Raw genomic sequence first — 20,753 nt, 5'->3', positions numbered from 1 at the left:
GGGCGGGGCGGCGCGGCTCCGGGCGAAGCGGTGGGCCGGGCCGCCGGCCGGACCACCGACACGACGGTGGGCGGAACGCCGGCGGAGCTACGGGGAAACGGCGGGCGAGGGTGCGGGGCCGGGTCCGGGGCGGGCCGGAGGTGCGGTGGCGGCGCGTCGTCCTCCCTGCACCGAGCGGATCCAGGTGTTCAGCCTGGGCACCCTTGACCGGTCAAATCCTTCAAGTAGTGTCGCCACCCGAGCCGCGGGGGGTTCGGGACGTCCTCGCTGCCCCACCCACGCGTGCCCGCTCACGAACCGGACCTACGGCTGGAGTTCAAGGCGATGACGGCGGCAACCGGGATCAACGCTCGCTTTGCGTACCGTGTCTACCACGCGCTTCTCCGCTCCGAGGACGGCACCTGTCCGGAGGACCTCGCCCGCAGCCTGGGTGCCGATCCCGGTGAAGTGCGGGACGCCGTGGCCTGGTTGGCGGGCAACGGGATGCTCGACCGGGGCCCGCAGGCACCCGCCGTCCCGCCGCAGCGGGTGCTGAGACGGCTGGTCGCCGACCAGCGGGAGCGGCTGGCGGAGGTCACCCGCGCCCAGGACCTGATCGCCGATCTGACGGACGGTCTGCTCACCGCTCCCGCCTCCCCGCAACAGGATCCGGCGGTCGAGGTGGTCGACTCCCGGGAGCAACTGCGGTGCCGGCTCGGCGAACTGCACGCTTCCAGCCGGTCGGAGGTGGCGGTGATGCTGCCGACGCCGGCCGAGCGGGAGCCGTTGCCGCCGAGCCTGCACGAGGACGTCGAGCTGCTGCGCCGGGGGGTGCACTACCGGGTGATCGCACCGGCCTCGGCACTGGGCAGTCCGCCGGTCGTCGAGTACGTGGACGCGCTCCAGGAGGCGGGCGCCGAGGTCCGCACCGCCGAGTCGCTGCCGCTGCGCCTGCTCATCGTCGACCAGGAGAAGGTGGTCACCCGGTCGCAGGCGGGCGGGGTGCGGCGCAGCCTGGTGATCGACGGCGGGCTGCTGGCGCAGCTGTTCACCCGGGTCTTCGAGCACAGCTGGTCGACGGCCGTGCCGTACACCCGGCGGCGCGCCGCGGGGTCGGCGCCCTCGCTGTCCGGGACCCACCGGCTGGTGCTGCGGATGATGGCCGTCGGGGCGACCGACAAGACGATCGCCCGTCACCTGGGGTACTCCGACCGGACGGTGCGGCGGTTCGTCGCCGAGATCCTGCGGCTGCTGGAGACCGACAACCGGCTCACGGCCATGGTGCGGGCGACCCGGCTGGGGCTGCTCGAACAGGAGTCGGCCGTCGCGGAGGAGGTGGCGGTGCCGTAGTCCGGCGGGAGCGGGCCGGGCGGCGGGCCCGGCCGCCACCGGTCGGCGCCGACCGGGTCCGACCGGGTCCGACCGCGGAGGTGTCGGCGCCGTCTACAGCAGACCCCGTTCGGTGGCGATCCGGGCGGCGTCGAACCGGTTGCGCCCGTCGAGCTTGCGCATCGCGCCCGAGGTGAGGTTGCGGACGGTGCCCGCCGCCAGGTAGAGCTCGCGGGCGACCTCCTTCACCGAGGCGCCGGTCGCGGTGAGCCGCAGGATCTCCCGTTCGCGCTCGCTCAGCACCTGTTCGGCGACCGCGGCCGGGGCGGCCGGTCTCGGCGGCGGCCCGGTCTCCCCGGGGGCGGGGCGGCCGCCGGGCGGGAGCGCTCCGGCCGGCCGGCCGACGGCGGCGGCGTCCCGGATGGCGTCGACCAGGCGCGGGATCTTGGTCTGTTTGGGGACGACTCCGAGCACCCCGGCCGACACGGCGCGGTCCACCAGGGTCCGGGTGGGCCGGGCGGTCATCAGGACGACCCGGCAGTCGGGCAGCCTCCGGCCCAGCTCCCGCACCAGGCGGAAGCAGCCGTGCGCGGTGCCCATGCCCAGCACGGCGACGTCCGGTCTCCTGCGCACCGCGACCGGAACGATCAGCGAACTCCGGTTGACCGCCCCGACGACCTCGAAGCCCTTGACGCCCGACAGCACTTCGGCGATCGCGTCCAGCGGCAGCAGCTGCTCGTCGGCTACCAACACACGAATGGTCATCACTGGTCTCCCCCGAGGATCCCGTGAACGGAACTCATGGTGATCTTTCGGCCGCCGCTCCAGTCTGTCGCCGGCCGTCGGGCCCCGTCGACGGTCCCGGGCGTCCGGGTGCGGACATGTCCTCAGCAGGACCCGCGGAACCGTGCGACCGGGGACCGCGGCGACCACCGGACCGGCGGATCGTGGATCTACGCGTGTCATTCGGTGACCCCTCAACTTATCCCGCCTCCGGGGGCCGACCCGACGCCCCGGCCCAGGGACGTGACAAGTGTCAGTAAAAGCAGGTCAAAGCCTTGTCGGTGGCAACCGGTGAGGACCACGATGCGCACTGGTGATCGACTGCCGCGCGGGGCCCGTCAGCCCCGCCCGGCCCCCGGAACCCGACTGTCCCCCTATCCCTCCGCCGCCCTCGGGTCCCCTCCGCCCGCGCGCCCTCACGCGCCCCGGACGGGTGCCGATCCACGACCGAGCCGGCTCACCACGGATGCCCGAGGAAGAGGACATGCACACAGACCCTGTGGCCCAGGACCCGACTCAGGCCCTCGCCGTCGTCGGCATGGCGGGACGGTTCCCCGACGCCCCCGACGTCGACGCCTTCTGGCGACTGATGATGGAGCGTCAGGACGCCATCGGCCCCGTCCCGGCGAGCCGGTGGGACGCCTCCGCGCAGCTCGACCCGCAGCGGGAGATCCAGGCCGTCGGCGGGTTCCTCGACGACGTCGACCGGTTCGACGCCACCTTCTTCGGCATCTCCCCGCGCGAGGCCGAGATGCTCGACCCCCAGCAGCGGCTGATGCTGGAGGTCGCCTGGCGCGCCCTGGAGGACGCCGGGACACCGGCCCGCACGCTGGCGGGCAGCCGCACCGGCGTCTTCGTCGGCGCGGGGTGGCACGACTACGAGCACGTCGGGCGCAAGAGCGGCAGCGGCGTCACCCAGCACACCGCGCCCGGCTACGCGCTCGACATGATCGCCGCCCGGGTCTCCTACTTCCTCGGGCTCACCGGGCCCAGCCTGGTCGTCGAGACCGGCTGCTCCTCGGCGCTGGTCGCCGCGCACCTCGCGGCCCAGGCACTGCGGGCCGGCGAGGTGGAGGCGGCGATCATCGGCGGTGTCGCGCTGATGCTCGACCCGACCGCGTCGATCGGGCTGACGTACTTCGGCGGGCTCTCCCCGGACGGCCGCTGCAAGGCCTTCGGCGCCGGGGCGAACGGCTTCGTGCGCGGCGAGGGCGTCGGCGCCCTCTACGTGAAGACCCTGGCCCGCGCGCAGGCGGACGGCGACCGGATCCACGGGGTCATCGCCGGCACCGCGGTCAACAACGACGGCGGCGGGCAGAGCGTGGTGGCGCCCAGTCCACTGGGGCAGGAGCGGCTGCTGCGGGACTCCTACCGGCACTGGGGCATCCCGGCGGACCGGGTGGCCTACCTGGAGGCGCACGGCACCGGCACCGCGGTCGGCGACCCGATCGAGGCCGGCGCGGTCGGCCGGGTGCTGGGACAGGGGCGCAGCGCCGCGGCGGGCCCGCTGCCGATCGGCTCGGTGAAGACCAACATCGGCCACCTGGAGGCCGCCGCCGGCATCCCGGGGCTGTTCAAGGCGCTGCTGTCGCTGCGCCACGGGGTGGTGCCGCCGAGCCTGCACTCGGCGGAGCTCAACCCGGAGATCGCCTTCGACGAGCTGAACCTGACGGTGGTGCGCGAGCCGCTGGCGCTGCCGGAGCCGGACCGGGTCTTCATCGGGGTGAGCAGCTTCGGCTGGGGCGGCACCAACGCGCACGTGGTGCTGACCGGGGCGCCGGCGCCGGCCGGGCACACGGCGGGCGGCCCGGACACGCAGGCCGCCGCCGGCGCGCCGACCGCCGTCGACACCCCGGACACGCAGGCCGCCGAGGTGCTGCTGCCGGTGTCGGCGCACTCCGAGCAGGCGCTCGCCCGGCGCGCCGGCGAGCTGCGCGAACTGCTGACCGGCGACGCCGCCGCGCTCCCGGCCGTGGCCGGCACCCTGGCCTGGCGGCGCGACCACTTCCCGGTGCGGGCCGCCGTCTCCGCCGGCACCCCCGCCGAGGCCGCCGAACGGCTGGAGCGGCTGGCCGCCGACCCCGCCGCCACCGGGACCGGTCTGCTCACCGGGCGTGCCGCGACCAGGGGGCGCACCGCCTTCGTGTTCCCCGGCCAGGGTTCGCAGTGGCACGCCATGGGCCGCGAACTCCTCGCCGCCGACCCGGTGTTCGCCGCGGTGATCCACCGCTGCGCCGCGGCCCTGGAGCCGTACGTCGACTGGGACCTCGAACAGGTGGTCTCGGGCGGGGCCGGCGAGGAGTGGCTGTCGCGGATCGACATGCTGCAGCCGACCCTCTGGGCGGTCTCGCTGGGCCTGTGCGAGGTCTGGCGGGCGGCCGGGGTCGAACCGGACGTGGTGGTCGGCCACAGCCAGGGCGAGGTCACCGCGGCCACCGCGGCGGGCATCCTGTCCTACGAGGACGGCGCGATGGTCGTCGCCCGGCGCAGCGCGATCGCCCGGCGCACCTCGGGCCGGGGGCGGATGCTGGCGGTCGACCTCTCGCTGGACGCGGCCAAGGCGGCGCTGTCCGGCTTCGAGGAGGGCGTGTCGCTGGCCGTGAACAACGGCCCGAACAGCTGCGTGCTCTCCGGGGACACCGAACTGGTCCTGGCGCTCAAGGAGTTGCTGGAGGCGGAGGGTACCTTCTGCCGGCTGGTCAACGTGGACTACGCCTCGCACAGCCCGCAGATGGACGCGCTGGAGGAGGACCTGCTGGCCGCCCTGCGGTCGGTGCGCCCGGGGCCCGGCAGCGTCGGACTGATGTCGACGGTGCGGGTGGCCCCGCTGGAGGGGCCCGAGCTGGACGCCCGGTACTGGGTGGACAACCTGCGCCGGCCGGTGCTGTTCGCCGACGCGATGGAGCGGCTGTTCGACACCGGGGTGACCCACGTGGTGGAGATCAGCCCGCACCCGGTGCTGACCCCGGCACTGGAGCAGCTGGCCGCGCAGCGGCCCGTCCCGCCGCAGGTGCTGCCGACCCTGCGGCGCGACCAGGGCTCGCCGGCCATGGTCCGGGAGTCGCTGGCGCGGGCCTACGTGAGCGGCCTGGAGCCGTTCGGCGCGCTGCCGCGGGACGCCTGGGCGCCGGTGCCGCCGTACCCGTGGCAGCGCACCGCCCACTGGGTGGAGCCGGCCCGGAGGCGGACCGCGGGCGGCGCCGGGGACGAGCTGCGGCTGGTGCCGTCGGTGACCGAGCAGGGCGCCTGGTCGGGGACCCTGGAGCTGGCGCCGGCCGACCTCCCCTGGGTGCGCGACCACCGGGTGTACGAGGCCGTGGTGCTGCCCGGCACCGCGATGCTGGAGCTGGCCCTGCGCACGGCGCTGACCCGCACCGGCGGCGCGCACCGCACGCTCGCCGACGTCGGCCTGCACGGCCATCTGACGCTCACCGAGGAGCCGGTGACGGTCGCGCTGGGCTGGCGGGACGACGTGACCGGGGGCGGCAGCTTCACGCTGTCCTCGCTGGAGCCGGGCGGGCAGGGCTGGGTGCGGCACGCCTCGGCGCGGGTGCTGGCGGAGGACACCGCGCCCGGGCTGCCGGCGTTCCCCGAGCGGCTGCTCGGCGCGGAGGCCACCGGGGCCGCGGAGTTCTACGCGGACTGTGCGGCGCGGGGGCTGAACTACGGTCCGCTGTTCCAGGGCGTGACGGCGCTGCGCGGCGAGGGCGCGCAGACCCTGGCCGAGGTGCGGCTGCCGGAGGGGCTGCTGGTCGGCGGCCACCCGCACCGGCTGCACCCGGCGCTGTGGGACGCGGCGCTGCAGGCGTCGGTCCCGCTGTTCCCGGGCGACGGGGCGGCGGTCCCGGTCGGGGTGGAGCGGGTGCACCTGCACCACGACCTCGCGGAGCCGGTGACCCGGCTGTGGTCGCACGCGGTGCGCCGGGACGGCGGCGAGCAGGTCGACCTCTTCCTGTTCGACGCCGACCGGCGGCCGGTGCTGAGCCTGGTGGGGCTGCGGATGCGGGCACTGGCGGCCTCGGCCGATCCCGGTGCCGCGGACGCGGAGCGGATCCACCGGCTGGAGTTCCGGCCGGTGGACCGCCCGGAGGCGGCCGGGGACGCGGCGCCGGGCCGCTGGGCGGTCTGCGCGGCGGACACGGTCGGCGGCACGGCGGCACGGGCGCGCGCCGGTGAGCTGGCCGAGGCGCTGGAGGCGCTCGGCGCGGACGCGCCGGCCCGGGTCGCGGACGGCGGGGCCGCCGGGCCGGCGGAGGTCTGGGAGGAGCGGCTGGCGTCGGTCGACGGGCTCACCGGCGTGGTGTTCCTGGCGCCGCGCGCGGACGCCGGGCAGGCGGCCCAGCGGGCGGGCCTGCTCTCGCTGGCCGCCCTGGTGCGGGCCTGCGCGGCCCGCCCGCTGGTGCCCCGGCTGGCGGTGGTGACCGCCGACGCGCAGCTGCCGCCGGGGGTGGCCGGCGACGCCGACCCGGGTGCGGCGCTGTCCTGGGGCTTCGCCCGGGTGCTGCGCCGCGAGCACCCCGAGCTGCGGCCGGTGCTGGTGGACGTGGCCGGCGATGACGCCGGCTGGGCGGTGGAGTGCGCGGCCGAGCTGCTCGCCGGGGACGGCGCGGACCAGGTGGTGCTGCGCGGCGGACAGCGGCTGGTGGGCCGGCTGGTGCGCGGCGCGGCCGCGGTGCCGGACGACCGGGCGGACCCGGCCCGGCCCGCCTGGCGCTCCTCGGGGCGGCAGGCGTTCCGGCTCGCCCCGGACCGTCAGGGCACCTGGGACGGCCTGGCGTTCCGCCCGCTGGAGCGCCGCGCGCCCGGTGCCGGGGAGATCGAGATCGCGGTGTCCGCGGCCGCGCTGAACTTCATCGACGTGATGAAGGTGATGGGCACCTACCCCGACCCGTCGGCCGACGCCCGGCTGCTGGGCCTGGACGGGGTCGGCGTGGTGACCAGGACCGGCGAGGGCGTCTCCCGCTTCGCGCCCGGCGACCGGGTGGTGGCCTGCACCGGCGGCGGCTCGCTGGCCACCCACTGGACGGTGCTCGCCGACCACGCGCAGCCCGTCCCGGAGGGCCTGGCGGACGAGGACGCGGCGGCCTTCCCCGCGGTGACCATCACCGCCTGGTACGGGCTGCGCCACCTGGCCTCGCTGGCCCCCGGCGAGACGGTGCTGATCCACTCGGCGGCCGGCGGTCTGGGCCTGGCGGCGCTCGCGGTGGCCCGGCTGCTGGGCGCCGAGGTGATCGCCACGGCGGGCGGCGAGGAGAAGCGCGCGCGGCTGCGGGAGCTCGGCGTCCGGCACGTCTTCGACTCCCGGGACCTCTCCTGGGCGGACCGGGTCCGCGGGGCGACCGGGGGCCGCGGCGTGGACGTGGTCCTCAACTCGCTGACGGGCGCGGCGATCCCGCTGGGCCTGGAGGTGCTGGCCGAGGGCGGCCGGTTCGTGGAGGTGGGCAAGGCCGACATCTACGGCGGGCGCACGCTGGGGCTGGACGCGTTCCGCAAGGGCATCAGCCTGGCCTCGCTGGACCTCGCCGGGGTGATCGCCCGCCGGCCCGCGCTGTTCACCCGGCTGTTCGCCGAGGTGTGGGAGCGGGTCGGGTCGGGCGAGCTGGCACCGCTGCCGGTGATCCGGTACCCGTTCGCGCGGGCCGCCGAGGCGATGCGGGAGATGTCGCGCGGCCGGCACGTCGGGAAGTTCGTGCTGGCGGACCCGGCGACGGTGACCGAGGTCGCGCCGGAGCCGCAGCGGGAGGGCCGCTTCCGGGGCGACGGCACCTATCTGATCACCGGTGGGCTCGGGGCGCTCGGGCTGTCGCTGGCGGAGTTCCTGGCCGAGCGCGGCGCGGGCCGGCTGGCCCTGGTGGGGCGCTCGGCGCCGCGCGAGGAGGCGGTGGCCCGGATCGGGGCGCTGCGGGCGCGCGGGGTGGTCGTGGAGACCTTCGCCGCGGACGTCGCCGACGCGGCGGCGGTGCGCCGGGTGCGCGAGCAGCTGCCGCCGCTGCGCGGGGTGGTGCACGCGGCCGGTCTGCTGGACGACGCCACCGTGCTGAACCTGACGCCCGGACAGGTGGAGCGGGTGCTGGCCCCCAAGGTGGACGGCGCGCTCAACCTGGACACGGTGACCGAGGACGACCCGCTGGACTTCTTCCTGCTGTTCTCCTCGGCGGCGGCGCTGTTCGGCAACGCCGGGCAGGCCGCGTACGCGGCGGGCAACGCCTTCATGGACGCCCTGGCGGTGGCCCGGCGGCGGCGCGGGCGGCCGGCGCTGAGCGTGCAGTGGGGGCCGTTCGACGACGTCGGTCTGGCCGCCGCGGAGGACAATCGCGGGGCCCGGCTGGCGGAGCGCGGCATGGCCGGGTTCTCCACCGGGGAGGCGTGGCGGGCGCTGGAGGGGTTCCTGGCCGGTGACGAGCAGGTGGTCGCCTACGTGCCGATCGACCTGCGCCAGTACCTGGAGGCGTACCCGGACGCGGTGACGCTGGAGAGCTGGAGCGCGCTGCGCGAGCTGGCCAGCCACGGCGGTGGCGGCAGCAGCGCGGGCGCGGCCTTCCTGGCCGAGCTGCGCGCCGCGCCCGAGGCGCGGTGGCCGGAGCTGCTGGAGGCGAAGGTGCAGGAGCTGGCCGGCCGGGTGCTGCGGCTGGACACCGGGGCGATCGACCGGGACACGCCGTTCAAGGCGCTCGGGCTGGACTCGCTGATGGGGCTGGAGCTGCGGAACCGGCTGGAGGCGGCGTTCGGACTGCGGCTGTCACCGACCCTGCTGTGGACGTACGGCACGCCCCGGGCGCTGTCGGCGGTGCTGGCGGAGCGGCTGCTCGGCGAGCAGGCGGACGCCGCCGGCGCCGACCCGGACGCGGCGCCGGAGCCGCGGTCGGGCCCGGACGCGCCCGCGGGCTCGGACGCGGGCGCGGGCACGGCGACGGACGGCGAGGGCTGACGGCCATGACGGAGCAGCGCGACACCACCGCGCCCGCGCCCACCCCGCTCACCAGGGCGCTGGACACCGTCCGCAGGCTGCGGGCGCAGCTGGACGCCGCCAACGGCGCCGCACCGCTCGCCGTGGTCGGCATCGGCCTGCGGCTGCCGGGCGGCATCACCGACCTGGACGGCTACTGGACGGCGCTGGCCGAGGGCCGCGACCTGGTGGGCCCGCTGCCCGCCGGCCGGCGCGGGCCGTTCGCCGCCGAGTGGGAGCGGCTGCCGCACACCGGCGGCTTCCTGGACGAGGTCATGGACTTCGACGCGGAGTTCTTCGGCATGAGCCCCGAGGAGGCCCGGGGCACCGACCCGCAGCAGCGGCTGCTGCTGGAGGTCGCCTGGGAGGCGCTGGAGAACGCCGCGCTCCCGCCGGACCGGCTGGACGCGGCCCGCACCGGCCTGTTCGTCGGGGTCACCGGCCAGGAGTACTGGGACTGGCACAGCGGGGAGCTGGACACCCACTGGGCGGGCGGCAACGGCCACTGCTTCACGGTGGGCCGGGTCGCGTACGCGCTGGGGCTGGCCGGTCCGGCGATCACGGTGGACACCGCCTGCTCGTCCTCGCTGGTCTCGGTCCACCTGGCGCGCCAGGCGCTGGCCCGCCGGGAGTGCGACGTGGCGCTGGCCGGCGGGGTGAACCTGGTGCTGTCGCCGCGGGCGACGCGGCTGCACCAGCTGGCGGGCACCCTGTCGCCGGACGGGCGGTGCAGCCCGTTCGACGCCCGGGCGAACGGGTTCACCCGGGCCGAGGGCTGCGGCGTGCTGGTGCTGAAGCGGCTGGAGGACGCGCGCCGCGACGGCGACCGGGTGCACGCCCTGGTGCACGGCTCGGCGGTGAACCAGACCGGCCGTTCCACCGGCTTCACCGCGCCCAACGTGCTGTCCGAGGTGGCGCTGACCGAGGCGGTGCTGGCGGACGCCGGGCTCGCCCCGGCCGACATCGGCCTCGTGGAGGCGCACGGCACGGGCACCTCGCTCGGGGACACCATCGAGATGGAGGCGATCGCCGCCGCGCTGGGCCGCCGCAACGGCGGGGCCGAGCTGGCGGTCGGCTCGGTCAAGGGCAATCTGGGGCACCCGGAGTCCGCGGCCGGCGTGATCGGGCTGGTCAAGGCGGTGCTGTGCCTGCGGCGGCGGGAGGTCCCGCCGCTGGTGAACTTCGCGACCCTCAATCCGCTGATCGACCTGGCGGGCACCGGCATCACCCTGCCGGGGACGCTGCGCCCGTGGCCCGAGCGCGGCGGACGGCACGCGGTGGTCAGCGCCTTCGGGATGGGCGGGACCAACGCCCAGGTGATCGTCGGCGCGGCCGGGGAGGAGGACGCACCGGTGGCGCCGGCGGTGCCGGTCGACGGGTTCGAGCTGTCCGCCCGGACGCCGGAGGCACTGCGCGCGCTGGCCTCGGCGCTCCACGGCCGCCTCACCGGGCTGGCCGACGAGGACTACCCGGCGTTCGCCTACACGGCGGGCTCCGGCCGGGCCCGGCACCGCCGGCTGGCCCGGATCACCGCCTCCGGCCGGGCCGCCGCGCTGGCGGCCCTCGCCGGGATCGCCGGGGGCGGGGCACCGTCGGGGGTGGAACTCGCCGAGCGGAACGGTGCCGGCGACGCCGGGGACGGGGCCCCGGACGGGGCGCTGCCGCGGGCCGTGCTGGACCTGCCCGGCTACCCCTGGCAGCGCCGGCGCCACGCCCCGGAGACCGCGCAGGCCGCACCGGCCGAGGGGACCGCGCGGTCCGCACCGGCCGAGGGGAGCACGGGGAGCACGGGGGCCGCCGAGGCGGAGGCCGTCCCGGCACCCGTACCCCCCGCCGCCGCGTTCGCCGCCGACGCGGACACCGGGCAGCGCGCCCTGTTCGCCCTGGAGTGGGCGGCCGAGGAGCGCACCGCCGCACCGACCTGTGCCCCCGGCCGCTGGCTGCTGTTCGCCGACGGGGGCCGGGCCGACCGCACCACCGGGACCGGCCCGGCGGACCACCCCGGCCGCACCGGCCACCCCGACCGCCCGGGCCTCGCCGGAGCCCTCGGTGCCGAGCTGGTCGCCCGGCGCGGCAGCTGGGTGACCGTCACCCCGGGCGACCGCTCCCGCCGGCTCGACCCGCTGCACCACACCCTCGACCCGCGCCGTCCCGAGGACCTCACCGCCCTGCTCAAGGAGCTGCGCGCGGCCGGTGACGAACCGTGGGCCGGCGTGGTCTACGCATGGGGCCTGGACGCCGCCGGCGCGCCCGGGCGGGCCCCCTTCCCGCTCACCGAGGAGCACGCGCGGGCCGTCCGCCCGGCCCTGCAGCTGGTCCGGGAGCTGGCCGGCGAGGGCCTGCCCGGCGCGCCCCGGCTCACCCTGCTGACCCGGGGTGCCCAGCGGGTCACCGGGCGGGACCCGGCCCCCGACCCGGCGCAGGCGCTCCTGTGGGGCCCGGCCGGACCGGCCGCGGACGGGTACGACGCACCCCGCCCGCTGGTCGTCGACCTCGACCCCGACCCGGCCCGGGACGACCCGGCCCGGCTGCTGGACGTCCTGCTGCGCCCCGCCGGCGAGGCCGCGGCCCTGCGCGGAGCCGTCCGGTACACCCCCGTCCGGGTGCCCCAGGACTCCGCCGACGGCACCGAACCCGGCTGGCAGCGGCGGCCGTTCGACCCCGAGCTGGACACCAACCACCGGATCCTGGCCGTCCAGCCGGGGCTCCTCGGCAGCCTGACCCCGACGCGCTGGGAGCGGACCGCGCCCGGGCCGGGCCAGGTCGAGATCGAGGTGGCGGCGGCCGGGCTGAACTTCAGCGACGTGCTGAAGGCGATGGGCGCGTACCCCGGCGCCGCCGGGACCGTCCCGCTCGGCGTCGAGTGCGCGGGCCGGGTCAGCGCGGTCGGTCCGGGCGTCGAGCGCTTCCGGACCGGGGACCGGGTGATGGCCGTGGTGCCGTCCGCGCTCGCGGCGTACGCGACCACCGAGGAACACCTGGTGGCGCCCCGTCCGGCGGCCCTCGACGACGAGCAGGCGGCGGCGGTCCCGATCGCCTTCCTCACCGCCGTCTACGGGCTGGACCACCTGGCCCGGCTGCGGGCGGGCGAGACGGTGCTGATCCACTCGGCGAGCGGCGGGGTGGGCCTGGCCGCGCTGGCGGTGGCCCGGCGCCGCGGGGCCCGGGTGTTCGCCACCGCCGGGACGCCCGGGAAGCGCCGGCACCTGCGCGAACTGGACGGCGTCGAGCGGGTGATGGACTCCCGTTCGACGGCCTTCGCCGACGAGATCGCCGCGCTCACGGACGGGCGCGGGGTGGACGTGGTGCTCAACTCGCTGACCGGCGAGGCGCTGCGGCGCGGACTGGCGCTGCTGGCGCCGGGCGGGCGGTTCGTCGAGCTCGGCAAGCGCGACATCTTCGACGACAGCCAGGTCGGCCTCGGCCACCTCAAGGGGAACCGCGCCCTGTTCGCCGTCGACCTCGACCACACCTTCCACGCGCGGCCGGACCTGCTCGCCGAGCTGTTCACGGAGGTGGTGCGGGGCTTCGACGACGGGGAGTTCGGGCCGCTGCCGGTCAGCGTCCGGCCGTTCGGCGAGGCGTCCGAGGCGTTCGCCACGATGGCGCAGGCCCGGCACACCGGGAAGCTGGTGCTCCGGCCGGAGCCGGCGCCGGAGATCGCGGTGCCGCCGAGCCCGGCGGTGGTCCGGCCCCGGGCCGGCTATCTGGTCACGGGCGGGACGGCACCGGCCGCCCTGGCCGCGGCCCGGCGGCTGGCGGACCTCGGTGCGCGCCGGATCGCCCTGGTCCGGCCGCCCGGCTCCGACGCCGGGCAGGCCGCCGAGGCGGTGGCCGGGCTGCGCGCCGGGGGCGTCGAGGTGACGCTGCCGGTGGCGGACCTGTCCCGGGCCGAGGAGGTGGCCGCCCTGCTCGCCGGGGCGGGTTCGCCCGGGTCGGCACCACCGGCCGGGGTGGTCCACCTCGCCCGGGCGTCCGGCGGCGACGCCGACGAGGACGACCCGCTGCGGGCCGCCGCGGCCCTGGCCGGGGAGGCGTGGAACCTCCACCTCGCCTCGGCGGAGCGGGAACTGGACTTCCTGGTGCTCTGCGACCCGGCCACCGGCGCGGACCGGGAGAGCGTGCTCGGCGCCTGCCTGGACTCGGTCGCCGCGCACCGCCGGGCGCTGGGACTGTCCGCGCTGAGCGTGGACGGCGACGGGCTGGGCTCGCTCGGCCGGCTGCTGGGCAGCCCGGCGTCGATCGTCCGGGCGGCCGCCGCCGGCGGCGCGGCGGGCGCGGGCTCCGCGGACGCCGAGGAGCTGCGCCGGCGGCTGCTGGAGGTCGCGCCGGGCCGGCACCGCCGGGCCGTGCTGGTCCGGCACTGCCGGGAGCTGGCCGCCCGGGTGCTCGACGGACCGGCCGCGGACGGCGACGCGATCGACAGCGCGGCGCCGCTGGCGAGCCTCGGCTTCGACTCGATGCGCACCCTGGAGCTGCGCTCGCGGCTGGAGCTGTCGCTGGGCGTGCCGCTGCCGTCGACGCTCGGGTGGCAGTACCCGACGCTCGACGCGCTGACGCCCTTCCTCGCCGAGCGGATGGGCATCGCGCTGGAGGCGGACCCGGCGGCCGACACGCCTCCCCCGGCGCCCGCCGCCGCCCGGACCGGTCCGGACCGGACGTCCGACCCGGCCGGGCCGGCCGGCCCGTTCGACCGGCCCGAGGGGGCCGACGGACCCGACGGACCCGACGGCCTCGACGGGCTCACGGAGAGCGAGCTGGAAGCCCTCCTCCTCGCCAAGTTCGAACAGTTCGACCCCGGCGCCGGCAGCGACCCCGGCACCCACGCCGATGCCACCACCGACGCCGATCCGACCGACCGGGGGCAGGGACGATGACCACGCACGAGGACACCACACGGGCCGGCACACCCGGCACACCCGGCGCGGCCGGTTCGCCGGACTCGCCCGAGGGCCGGACCGCGCCCGCGGCGGCGATGAAGCGCGCCTACCTGACGATGGAACGGATGCAGCGCCGGATCGACGCCTACGAGCGGGAGCGCTCCGAGCCGATCGCCGTCGTCGGCGTCGGCTGCCGCTTCCCCGGCGGGGCGAACGGCCCGGACGCCTACTGGGAACTGCTGGCCGCCGGCACCGACACCATCGGCGAGGTCCCGCCCGACCGCTGGGACGTCGAGGAGTTCTACGACGAGCGGCCGCGCACCCCCGGCCGGCACAGCAGCCGCTGGGGCGGCTTCCTGGACCACATCGACCGCTTCGACCACGAGTTCTTCGGCATCTCCCGGCGCGAGGCGGTCTCCATGGACCCGCAGCAGCGCCTGGTGCTGGAGGTCGCCTGGGAGGCCCTGGAGAACGCCGGGCAGGCCCCGCACGCGCTGGCCGGCAGCCGCACCGGGGTGTTCCTCGGCATCTGCAGCAACGACTACGCCGGGCTGCTGTTCCGCGAGCCCGAGGACATCACCGCGCACGCCGGCACCGGCATCGCCCACAGCATCGCCAGCGGGCGGCTGTCCTACCTGCTGGACCTGCGCGGGCCGAGCGTCTCGGTGGACACCGCCTGCTCGTCCTCCCTGGTCGCCGTCCACCAGGCCTGCCAGAACCTGCGGCTCGGCGAGTGCGACCTCGCGATGGCGGGCGGCGTCAACGCGGTGATCTCCCCGGACGCCGCGATCTCCTTCTCGCAGTTCCCCGAGATGCTCGCCGACGACGGCCGCTGCAAGACCTTCGACGCGCGGGCGAACGGCTTCGTGCGCAGCGAGGGCTGCGGCGTGGTGGTGCTCAAGCGGCTCTCGGACGCGCGGCGCGACGGCGACCGGGTGCTCGCGGTGATCCGCGGCTCGGCCGTCAACCAGGACGGCCGCAGCTCGGGACTGACCGCGCCGAACGGGGCGGCGCAGCGCGAGGTCTTCCGCCGCGCGCTGGCCTCCGCCGGGGTCGGCCCGGAGCGGCTGGGCTACATCGAGACGCACGGCGCGGGCACCAAGCTGGGCGACCCGATCGAGGTGGCGGCGCTGGCCGAGGTCTACGGCCGCGCGGAGGGCGCGCCGCTCTACCTGGGCGCGGTGAAGACGAACCTCGGCCATCTGGAAGCGGCGGCGGGGATCGCGGGGCTGATCAAGGCCGCGCTCTGCGTGGACCGGGGGCTGATCCCGCCGAACCTGCACTTCGGCGAGCTCAACCCGCACATCTCCTTCGAGGGGACCACCTTCGCCGTGCCGTCCGGCCTCACCCCGTGGCCGGCCGACGCAGGGCCGCGGACGGCGGGCGTGAGCAGCTTCGGGTTCAGTGGCACCAACGCGCACCTGATCGTGGAGCAGGCGCCGCGGTGGCCGGAGTCCGGGCGGCCGGAGCCGGCCGGCGACGGCGCCCGTCCGCTGTCGGTGCTGGCCCTGTCGGCGAAGAGCCGCACCGCGCTGCTCAAGCTCGCACGGCGCTACCAGGACCGGCTGGCGCACGCCGCGCCGGAGGCGGCGGCCGACCTGTGCTTCTCGGCCGGCACCGGGCGGTCGCACTTCCCGCACCGGCTCGCCGCCGTCGGCGCCTCGGCCGGGGACCTCGCGGACCGGCTGGCGGACTTCGTGCGGGACGACGCCGGCGAGGGGCTGCTGGTCGGTCCGCACGGGGGCGCCGCCGCGCCGGGGTCCGGGCCGGCCGCCGAACCGGTCTTCCTGTTCACCGGCCAGGGCCCGCAGCGCGCGGGCATGGCGCGGCAGCTGTACGAGACCCAGCCGTCCTTCCGGCGCACCCTCGACCTCTGCGACGAGATCCTGCGGGGCGTCCTGCCGGCGCCGCTGCTCTCCGCCCTGTACCCGGCCTCGGCGGCGGACGCCGCGCTGATCGACACCATGGAGTTCGCGCAGCCCGGTCTGTTCGCGGTGGAGTACGCGCTGGCCGGGCTGTGGCGCTCGTGGGGCGTGGAGCCGGCCGCCGTGCTGGGGCACAGTCTGGGCGAGTACACCGCGGCCTGCTTCGCCGGCGCGATGCCGCTGGAGGACGGTCTGCGGCTGGTGGCGGAGCGCGGCCGGCTGCTCCAGCGGCTCGCCGACGCCGGCTCGATGGCGGCGGTCTCCGCCCCGGTGGAGGAGGTCGCGGCCGAGCTGGCCCGGCACGACCCCGCGACGATCGCGATCGCCGCCGTCAACGGCCCGGCGAACACCACGGTGTCCGGGGTGCGGGAGGTGGTGGACGCGGTCCGCGAGGTCTTCGCCGCGCGCGGTGTGGAGGTCCGCCGGCTGCGCATCTCGACCTCCTCGCACTCACCGCTGGTCGAGCCGGTGCTGGAGCCGCTGCGGATCGCCCTGGAGAAGGTGGTGTTCGGTCCGCCGCGGCTGCCGCTGCTGTCCAACCTGACCGGCCGGCTGTGGCCGTGGGACCGGCCGCTGGACACCGGGTACTGGCTGGGCCACGCCCGGCAGCCGGTGCTCTTCGCCGACGGGGTACGGGCGCTGCACGGACTGGGGCACCGCACCTTCCTGGAGGTCGGCCCGGCGCCGACGCTGCTCGGCCTGGTCCGCGAGGTGCTGACCGGTGACGACGTGCTGCTGCTGCCGAGCCTGCGGCCGAAGTACGACGACTGGGAGATCCTGCTGGGCAGCCTCGGGCGGCTCTACGTCGAGGGCGCCGAGGTCGACTGGGCGGGGTTCGACCGCGACCACGCCCGGTCGCGCACGCCGCTGCCGCACTACCCGTTCGCCGCCACCCGGCTCTGGCACGAGCCGGGCGGCGACGGTCCGGGGGCGGCGGGCGCCCGGCGTCCGGCGGCCCGGACCGCGGGCGGACGGACCGCGACCGGACCAGGCGTCGGACCAGCCGCCGGAAGGACCGCCGAACGGGCCGGCCGGGAGCGGCCGGCCCGCCACCCCGGCACCCCCGGCCGGGCCGCCGCCGCGAGCGCGCTGCCGACCGCCGAGGAGCTGCGGCAGACCCCCGCCGAACGGCGCGTCGACACCCTGGTCGCCGGGCTCACGGCGGGCGTGCGCACCGCCCTGGGCTCGCGCACGGCCACCGTCGACGCCGACGCCCCGCTGTCCGGCCTCGGGCTGGACTCGCTGATGGCCGTGGAGCTGCGCAACGAGATCCGGGCCCGGCTCGGCGTCACGGTGACCGTGGCCGACTTCCTCAAGGGCGCGACGGTGCGCAGCCTGGCCGAGCAGGTGGCCGGCGCGCTGGAGGCGGGCGCCGAGCAGGGCCCGGCGATCCGCCGGGTGGCCCGCGCGGCGGACCGGCCCGAGGAGGGCGCGGCCGGGGGCGCCGCGGCGGACTCCGCCGAACTGCTGGCCCTCCTGGAGCAGGTCACCGGGGAGTCCGCGGGCGCCCGGAACGGGACGGAGCGGGCCGGTGAGTGAGATCGAGCGGCGGCTGGCCGCCCTCACCCCCGAACAGCGGGCCCGGCTGGAGCAGTTGCTCGCCGAGAAGGAGCGGGCGGGCGGCGGCGGGCCGGCCGAGGACGTCTTCCCGCTGTCGGTGTTCCAGCAGGGCATGTGGTTCCTGGAGCAGGTCCGCCCGGACAACCCGGCCTACGTGGTGCCGGGCGCGGTGCGGGTGAGCGGCCCGGTGGACGCCGCGGTGCTGGGCCGGGCACTCGCCGAGGTGGTCCGCCGGCACGAGGCGCTGCGCACCTCCTTCGCGCTGCGCGAGGGCCGCCCCGTCCAGGTGGTGCGGGCAGCGGCGGCTCCGGAGCTGCCCGTCGTCGACCTGCGCCGGGCCTCGCCCACGCCCGACGAGCTGGACCGGCACATCGCCGCGGCGGCGGTCGGCGAGCCCTTCGACCTGGAGAGCGGGCCGCCGTTCCGGCTGACGCTGCTGCGCACCGCCGAGGACGAGTCGGTCCTGGTGCTGGCGCTGCACCACCTGGTCTCGGACCGCTGGTCGTTCTGGGTGCTGCTCTCCGAACTCGCGGCGCTGTACGCGGCGTTCGCCGCCGGCGAGCCCTCGCCGCTGCCGGTCCTCCCGGTGCAGTACGCCGACTTCGCGGTCTGGCAGCGCGAGCAGCAGGAGCAGGGCCGCTGGGCCGGACAGCTGGCGTACTGGCGGGAGCGGCTGGCGGGCGCGCCGGCCGCGCTGGAGCTGCCGACCGACCGGCCCCGGCCCGCGGTGCAGGGCTTCAACGGCGGCGCGCTGCCGTTCGAGCTGCCCGAGCCGCTGATGCGGGAGCTGTCCGCGCTGGCCCACGCGCGCGGCGCGACCACCTACATGGCGCTGCTGGCCGTCTTCACGGTGCTGCTCTCCCGGTACAGCCGCCAGCAGGACGTGGTGGTGGGCGTGCCCACGGCCGTCCGCGACCGGCCCGAACTGGAGCCGCTGATCGGCTACTTCGTCAACACCCTGCCGATCCGCACCGCGCTGGACGGCGAGCCGTCCTTCGCCGCGGTGCTGGAGCGGGTGCGCGTCGCCTGCCTGGGCGCCTACGAGCACCAGGAGGTGCCGTTCGAGCTGGTGGTCGGCGAGCTGAACCGGGCGCGCGACCTCAGCCGCCCGCCGGTGTACCAGGCGAGCTTCGCCTACGGCCGCGAGGCGGTGCCGGACCTCACCCTGGGCGGCGCGAAGCTGGAGCAGGTGCTGGTGCGCAGCGGCGGTGCCCGGTTCGACCTGGAGCTCCAGGCCTTCGACCGGGACGGCGGGCTGAGCGGCTGGTTCGAGTACGACCGCGACCTGTTCGACGAGTCCACGGTGGCCCGGATGGCCGCGCACTTCCGCCGGCTGGCGGAGCAGGCGGTGGCGGATCCGGACCGGCCGGTCGACGCGCTGGAGCTGCTGACGGCGGCCGAACGCCACCGGGTGCTGGAGGATTTCAACGCCACCGGCCGCGAGTGGCCGCAGGACGCCGGCTGGATCCACCGGGCGTTCGAGGAGCAGGCCCGGCGCAGCCCGGAGGCGGTGGCGCTGCGCTTCGAGGGGCGCTCCGTCGGCTACCGGGAGCTGGACCGGCGGGCCAACCGGCTCGCGCACCGGCTGCGCCGGCTCGGGGTGGGCCGGGACGTCGTGGTGGGCGTCGGCATGGAGCGCTCGCCGGAGCTGGTGGTGGCGCTGCTGGCGGTGCTCAAGGCGGGCGGGGCCTACCTGCCGCTGGACCCGGAACTCCCGTCGGCGCGGCTGGAGCTGATGGTGCGCGACGCCCGGGTGCCGGTGCTGCTCGCCCAGCGCCGGGTGCTGGGGCGGCTGCCGGCCGCCGGCGCCGAGGTGCTGTGCGTGGAGGAGTTCGAGGCGGCGCCGGGCGACGAGCCGGACACCGGTCCGGAGGTGGAGGTGGACGGCGAGGACCTCGCCTACGTCATCTACACGTCCGGTTCCACGGGCACGCCCAAGGGCGTGATGAACGTGCACGCGGCGATCCGCAACCGGCTGCTGTGGATGCAGGACGCCTACCGGCTGGGCGCGGACGACCGGGTACTGCAGAAGACCCCGTTCTCCTTCGACGTGTCGGTCTGGGAGTTCTTCTGGCCGCTGGCCGCCGGGGCGACCCTGGTGCTCGCCCGGCCGGAGGGCCACCGGGACCCCGGCTACCTGGCCCGGACGGTCCGCGAGGAGCGGATCACCACGCTGCACTTCGTGCCCTCGATGCTCCAGGCGTTCCTGCGGGAGCCGGTGGAGGAGTGCACCTCGCTGCGCCGGGTGGTGTGCAGCGGGGAGGCCCTGCCGCGCGACCTCCAGGACCGCTTCCTGGCCCGGTCCGGGGCCCGGCTGTACAACCTGTACGGCCCGACCGAGGCGGCGGTCGACGTCACCCACTGGACCTGCCGGCCGGACACCGACCCGCGGCGGCCGGTGCCGATCGGCCGGCCGATCGCCAACACCCGCGTCCACGTGCTGGACGAGGCCCTGCGGCCGGTCCCGGTCGGGGTCCCCGGGGAGCTGCACATCGGCGGCCGGGGTCTGGCCCGCGGCTACCTGGGCCGGCCGGAGCTGACCGCCGAGCGCTTCGTCCGGGACCCGTTCGACCCGGACCCGGCGGCCCGGCTGTACCGCACCGGGGACCTCGCCCGGTTCCGCGAGGACGGCGCGGTGGAGTACCTGGGCCGGCTCGACCACCAGGTGAAGCTGCGCGGCTTCCGGATCGAACCGGGCGAGATCGAGGCCGTGCTGACCGCGCACCCGCTGGTGCGGGAGGCCGTGGTGACGGCCCGTGCCCACCGGGCCGGGGACGTCCGGCTGGTGGCCCATCTGACGGTGGCCGGGGGCACCGGGGCACCCGGCCCGGCCGAGCTGGCCGCCCATCTGCGCGGGCGGCTGCCCGCCCACATGGTCCCGGCCGCGTTCGCGGTGCTGGACGCCCTGCCGCTCACCCCGAGCGGCAAGGTCGACCGTGCCGCGCTGCCCGAGCCGGACGACGGCCGGCCGGGCGCGGACGCGCCGTTCACCGCGCCCGGGGCCGGTCTGGAGCGCACCCTCGCCGGGCTGTGGCGCACGGTCCTGGGGGTCGAACGGGTCGGCGCCCACGACAACTTCTTCGACCTCGGCGGGCACTCGCTGCTGATGGCCGAGCTGCGTTCGCAGCTCGCCGCGGACACCGGGCACCGGGTGTCGATGGTCGAACTGTTCCAGCACCCCACGGTGGCCTCGCTGGCCGCCTACCTGAGCCGGACCGACGGGGAGCCGGCCGCGGCCCCCGGTCCGGACGCGCGCGAGCGCGCGGAGCACCGACGCCGGGCCGGCGCCCGGCGGCACCAGGCGGCCGCGCGCCGCTCCCGTCCCTGAGAGAGCGATTCGAGAGAGCGACA

General features: G+C 77.0%; 6 protein-coding genes. 5 read left to right on the top strand and 1 reads right to left on the bottom strand.

Features of this window, described 5'->3' with window-relative positions; translation table 11 throughout:
• The first annotated feature begins 324 nt into the window (after positions 1-324).
• Positions 325-1,329, top strand: coding sequence for a LuxR C-terminal-related transcriptional regulator (locus tag ACFCX4_RS05595; protein WP_376139152.1), 1,005 nt, complete (start codon positions 325-327; stop codon positions 1,327-1,329).
• Positions 1,330-1,422: 93 nt separating this feature from the next.
• On the opposite strand, the gene ACFCX4_RS05590 is transcribed toward ACFCX4_RS05595, so the two are convergent.
• Positions 1,423-2,073, bottom strand: a complete 651-nt coding sequence (locus tag ACFCX4_RS05590) for a DNA-binding response regulator (RefSeq protein WP_376139151.1) — start codon at positions 2,071-2,073, stop codon at positions 1,423-1,425.
• A 502-nt stretch (positions 2,074-2,575) separates the two neighbouring features.
• Here ACFCX4_RS05590 and ACFCX4_RS05585 point away from each other — a divergent pair.
• The 4 genes from ACFCX4_RS05585 to ACFCX4_RS05570 are packed head-to-tail and all read left to right on the top strand — an operon-like array spanning position 2,576 to position 20,730.
• On the top strand, positions 2,576-9,019 hold the full coding sequence (locus ACFCX4_RS05585) for an SDR family NAD(P)-dependent oxidoreductase (protein WP_376139150.1): 6,444 nt from the start codon (positions 2,576-2,578) through the stop codon (positions 9,017-9,019).
• A gap of 5 nt (positions 9,020-9,024) precedes the next feature.
• Complete coding sequence (locus ACFCX4_RS05580) at positions 9,025-13,914, top strand: beta-ketoacyl synthase N-terminal-like domain-containing protein (RefSeq protein ID WP_376139149.1); 4,890 nt, start codon at positions 9,025-9,027, stop codon at positions 13,912-13,914.
• On the top strand, positions 13,911-17,381 hold the full coding sequence (locus ACFCX4_RS05575) for a type I polyketide synthase (protein WP_376139148.1): 3,471 nt from the start codon (positions 13,911-13,913) through the stop codon (positions 17,379-17,381). Before ACFCX4_RS05580 ends, ACFCX4_RS05575 begins: the two co-directional genes overlap by 4 nt.
• Complete coding sequence (locus ACFCX4_RS05570; RefSeq protein ID WP_376139147.1) at positions 17,374-20,730, top strand: amino acid adenylation domain-containing protein; 3,357 nt, start codon at positions 17,374-17,376, stop codon at positions 20,728-20,730. The genes ACFCX4_RS05575 and ACFCX4_RS05570 overlap by 8 nt, the downstream gene beginning before the upstream one ends.
• Positions 20,731-20,753 lie beyond the last annotated feature (23 nt).

The organism is Kitasatospora sp. NPDC056327, from assembly GCF_042261735.1.
Taxonomy (GTDB): Bacteria; Actinomycetota; Actinomycetes; order Streptomycetales; family Streptomycetaceae; genus Kitasatospora.
Note: the sequence above shows the minus strand (reverse complement) of the source record. Positions and strands in the feature narration are given on the sequence as shown.